The sequence below is a fragment of the Paenibacillus sp. KS1 genome, from assembly GCF_001680695.1.
Taxonomy (GTDB): Bacteria; Bacillota; Bacilli; order Paenibacillales; family Paenibacillaceae; genus Paenibacillus_B; species Paenibacillus_B suaedae.
In genome coordinates this window covers 1-4,301 of record NZ_MAIS01000168.1, presented here as the reverse complement: position 1 = coordinate 4,301, position 4,301 = coordinate 1, and the positions used below count along the sequence as shown (strand labels likewise).

The 4,301-nt window shown below is 33.4% G+C and carries 5 protein-coding genes and 2 pseudogenes; 2 read left to right on the top strand and 5 right to left on the bottom strand.

Annotation, left to right across the window (positions count from 1 at the left end; translation table 11 throughout):
* Positions 1–25: 25 nt before the first annotated feature.
* A pseudogene (locus tag BBG47_RS29355) lies at positions 26–279 on the top strand (hypothetical protein); the annotation flags it as partial.
* 47 nt (positions 280–326) lie between these two features.
* Here the strand turns inward: BBG47_RS29355 and BBG47_RS27205 are convergent.
* The 5 genes and pseudogenes from BBG47_RS27205 to BBG47_RS31325 form a co-directional block, all read right to left on the bottom strand.
* Complete coding sequence (locus BBG47_RS27205) at positions 327–1,187, bottom strand: alpha/beta fold hydrolase (protein ID WP_065294350.1); 861 nt, start codon at positions 1,185–1,187, stop codon at positions 327–329.
* A 294-nt stretch (positions 1,188–1,481) separates the two neighbouring features.
* Complete coding sequence (locus BBG47_RS27200) at positions 1,482–1,985, bottom strand: hypothetical protein (RefSeq protein WP_065294349.1); 504 nt, start codon at positions 1,983–1,985, stop codon at positions 1,482–1,484.
* A 62-nt stretch (positions 1,986–2,047) separates the two neighbouring features.
* Complete coding sequence (locus BBG47_RS27195; protein ID WP_302621976.1) at positions 2,048–2,434, bottom strand: DUF4279 domain-containing protein; 387 nt, start codon at positions 2,432–2,434, stop codon at positions 2,048–2,050.
* A gap of 266 nt (positions 2,435–2,700) precedes the next feature.
* A complete protein-coding gene (locus tag BBG47_RS27190) occupies positions 2,701–3,054 on the bottom strand; it encodes a DMP19 family protein (protein WP_065294347.1) in 354 nt (117 codons plus the stop codon).
* A gap of 46 nt (positions 3,055–3,100) precedes the next feature.
* Positions 3,101–3,295 (bottom strand): annotated as a pseudogene (locus BBG47_RS31325) (methyltransferase domain-containing protein); the annotation flags it as partial.
* Between the two features lie 280 nt (positions 3,296–3,575).
* Between BBG47_RS31325 and BBG47_RS30950 the strand changes: the two are divergent.
* Complete coding sequence (locus tag BBG47_RS30950; RefSeq protein ID WP_065294351.1) at positions 3,576–4,049, top strand: hypothetical protein; 474 nt, start codon at positions 3,576–3,578, stop codon at positions 4,047–4,049.
* The last annotated feature ends 252 nt before the right edge of the window (positions 4,050–4,301 follow it).

Genomic DNA, 4,301 nt, shown 5'->3' with positions numbered 1-4,301 from the left:
GTACAATTGCTAGTTCGAGTGAACGATTTTTGTTTCCATGGCATTTTATTGGAGACATAAAATCTTGAACGCTATTCGTTCTATTGGCCATTAACAACTACAAGGTATTGTTGAAAGCGATGAAACTTATTTCTTAGAAAGTGAAAAAGGTAAGAAAGGCGTTTATCATATTCAGCACGTAATAAACGCCTAAAAGGTTGGATGGAGCGGTTTAATGGTGTGGCAACAAGCTATTTGGAAAACTATTTATTTTGGTTTCGATTTTTGGAAATGAATAAAGCAGGTTAATGATTATTGTCTAAGTGATGAAATTCAATAATCATATTTCATTCCAAAACATACTTAGATAAAAATTTGTTAATTTGCTTTCCTAAAGCATCAGAATTATCAAGCCAAGGATAATGCCCAGCATTAGGAATCAATGCAAATTCGCAGTTTTGCAAATTGGATGCAAGCTCTTTCACGTAATTATATGGGCGGGGATCTGTCTCTCCATGGATAAAAAGAGAGGGGAATTTATTTAATGAAATAGCTTTCTTAAATTTCTCATTTTCAAAATACTCATTACATTCAGAACCAACTTTTTGATTCACTTCATTGTTTACAAATTCTCCGTCAATACGAGGAAGTTTATTAAAGTTATCCTGATTAAATAAATCAGTTCTTAAACTGAGTTCACGTAATCGTTCTTTTGTATGTTCTTTTTCTTCACCGTTCATTGTTTCTATTACTGAACGTAAATAAATATATTTTTCTCTGTCAGTAGGACTCATTCTGTTAAGTCTGTTAGTACGATAGTCAGCGTGCCAAGCCGGATTAACTCCTGTTCCCGATATATAGATTAGAGCTTCAACATTAGTATGATATTTGGTGGAATATGCTAACGCCAATGATGCACCCCAAGAATGCCCACACACAACCCAATTTTTCAAACCTAAATGAATTCTTAACTGCTCTAAATCTTCAATAAATGTCTCAATATCGTAGGGACCTGTTTTCTCTGATCTCCAGCTCCCTCGTTGCTCATACCGAATAATTTGAAAACAACCATCATCCAATAACTCAGCCACAGGTTCTAAATAATCATACGCACCTGGACCCCCATGTAAAAGTACAATTGGAATACCCTGACCTTGAACAAGATGCCAAAGTGACACACCGTTTACTTTCGAAATAATTCCTTGCATTTGCTCCTCCTTTTTTCACACTTTTGTAATAATATTCTATGAAGAAATCCAAATTCCTTGATTTATCATATTCCCTTTTCGGTGGATGGGGTGATTCAGACCATATGCTTTGATGTGGAGTCAATGCATCGTGAACATCTTTGATGAACTTGTATTCTTTCCCATCAAATTTGTTTGTAAAATACAAATCGTATTCCTGCACCTGTCCATTAATAATTGCCACTTGATAAGTAGTAAAGGGATTCATTATTCCACCGACGATCACATTTACGTTCATTCGCAACACAACATGCATTAATCAAGATTAATCTCATTTTCAATGGAAAGACGTATGGATTCAGAGTGAAGCTTACCTTCATTATCATTCCATGTAATCGTTAATGTAGTGCTATTATAGTTATGTATATCCTTCTTTGGTTCATCGTAAGAATATTCTCTGGTTATAGAACCTATATCATTTAGATTGGCGGGAATAGCTACAGTCCCTTCTTTAGAACTTGCTTCAGTCATATAAACGGTTTCATAATTCCCATCCAAATTCAATTCTTCAACTTTCAATTGATAAGAAGTAATCTTCTCGAAATTCTTTGGATCACCTTTGTACGCTAACTTTCCATGTCCACGTAGTATTTTACTAGGAGTAACTATTATTTTGTAATCCGTAATGTCCCACATTTCTCCAGTACCTTTGAGGTTATATACATGGACAGCAGGATGATCTACCTTAAAGTATAAGTACCCCCAAATAACATTAGAAATAATCAAGGCAGCAATTAATAAAAAGATGATTTTCTTCATTTTTTCTCCTTTAACTAACGGAATAGCTCTGACAACTTATGCAATATCCTATTCTGGACTGATCAATCGCATTCCGAGTTATAGGGGTTAGCATAGATATCAATATCGAACTCGGCATTAATATCGTTTGCAAATTTAATCTGTTCTGAATCTAAGTACAATGCTGGAGTCATTCCCTCCTCAATGATTATCACGATAAAAAGCTTGTTGGTAGCTTGAAACGTTTTTTGAATTGTTTTAATTATTTCGCACTTATCGCGAAGCTGTATAATGAACTGATTTAATTGACCACTTACATCTAGTGATTCCTCATAGTCAGTACTAATTGTCCACGATGTTTCTTTTCTAGTCCGATTTTCATTTATTCTTTCACCTTTTCGTGATACAGAGCTGGGATTTATCCCTATTCGTCTTGTCACTTCGTCTAAATCAAAATCATCTCCGAACAGACTGTAATAAACTTTTACTTTTGTTTGCTCCCTCAGTTCACTTCACCTCATCTTTTCTTACACAAGTCTTGCTAGTTCACTTTTTAGTTTTTCTTTGTTTTCATCAACATAATGAAACAGACACTCAAACAAATTCTCATCATTACGATATAAATATAATTGAGCTGCTTCATTCTCTACTAATATAGAAACATTTCTAATGTCTTCTCCGTGAACACTTAAGGAATTACTTATTTGATACTCAGATAAACAGTTAACATTTTCTCTTAGCTCTTCAATAGTGATTCCGTTCTCTCGTAGTATTTCTTTATATTATTCATAATATCTAGGTCGTTAATGAATTGAATTCTTTTCAATGCTTCTAACGTTTCATTAAAATAGTGACCACTTCCATTTTCTATAAAGCCTATAATTCCATTCATATTCATTTCCGTATCAAAATCGATAAGCAGTATGATGTCCTTCAATACTTCAGGTAAAATCCCTCTGTTCTCCCTTATACTGCTGAAATCACTATCATATATTTTTGTAGCAATATGCTCTACAATTTCTTCTCCAGACATAAATGAGATCTTATCGATTGGTAACAATCTATCTGTTATAAGTTTTAAATTGTTCATTTTGATCCTTCCCCCTCCAATATTGTTGCTTAGGTATTTCAGCTAATTACAAATCGTTGGTCTCATAAACAGTTATCAAATCTCCAAATGGTTGATTCCAAAAAAATACCAGTGTTCCACCGGTTTTCAATAGTTTTGAGACTTTTGAATAGCCGATTTCTTCTGGAATCCAGTGAAATGCAGTAGCTGAATAAATGAGATCAACACTATCATCTGGACACTCAAATTCTTCAAATGCAGTATTGCATACTGTAAATTTTTTTGAGAGTACTCTAAAATATCCTCAAATAGTTCATCACAGTATGTCGGCCTCCATTTCTCGTAGTTGTTCACATCTTCATTAAATGTCAATCGTTTATTCGAGATAATTATCTCCCTCCGAATATAAACAGCCACAATAAAATACCAAATTCCACCCAAAAAACTTGAAAATCACCAAAAAAAGAATAAAATAATATAAGTTAAAATATTAGATATCAATTAACGACGATACATACAGAGGGAAAGAAGGACTAATTATGATGACATTTTTTATGTTAGCTATTAGTGTGGGTTTCATATTTTATATTCATTATCTATCGAAACAGATGTTTAATAATGAAGAAAATCATACAACCCCAAGCAAAAGCTTTGCAGTAAAACTTCTGCAATTCGTTAAATTTGCTCCAATAATTGCGTTACTTATATTATTTGTACTGGTATTAACAACTCTACATACAAAACCATGCATTCGACTCTCTCATGCATGGTTTGCCGCGCAATTTTGGGCTTATTATACGTTCCTGTATTGCATTTATATGATAACAAAGAAAAAGCTGTTTCTGTTATCAATGATCATATCTTTATTCATAGCCATTTATAACACGCCATTATTTCGCTTTGAAAACCTATTTACAGGATATAATGTAGTTGTGGCTGATATTTTCGGAACTTTGATGTTTATCAATTTATGGATGGCAATATCAAGAGTTTTAGTGCAAATAAAAAATAAGTAACGTGAGACATATCAAAACACCTTCAAGCAAATGCCCTTATATAAGATATGGGTGTCAACCTTGGAGGTGTTTTTACGTTGAAAACTTGACATGTCTTTCTTAACAATTACAATTCGAAATGCTCATCTCGAGATAAACGGGATATCCATCACAGGATCATCCTTATCTCTAAGATTTCAATCTATTGCAGAGTTTCATTAATTAAGATACTCATCCTTTAAAAGCCCGTAATAAATGAGGTCTTCATATTCA

What these genes read in the sequence shown, in the direction of transcription:
- BBG47_RS27205 (WP_065294350.1), bottom strand. Translation starts at nt 1,187, where the DNA reads ATGCAAGGAATTATTTCGAAAGTAAACGGTGTGTCACTTTGGCATCTT.
- BBG47_RS27200 (WP_065294349.1), bottom strand. Translation starts at nt 1,985, where the DNA reads ATGAAGAAAATCATCTTTTTATTAATTGCTGCCTTGATTATTTCTAAT.
- BBG47_RS27190 (WP_065294347.1), bottom strand. Translation starts at nt 3,054, where the DNA reads ATGAACAATTTAAAACTTATAACAGATAGATTGTTACCAATCGATAAG.
- BBG47_RS30950 (WP_065294351.1), top strand. Translation starts at nt 3,576, where the DNA reads ATGACATTTTTTATGTTAGCTATTAGTGTGGGTTTCATATTTTATATT.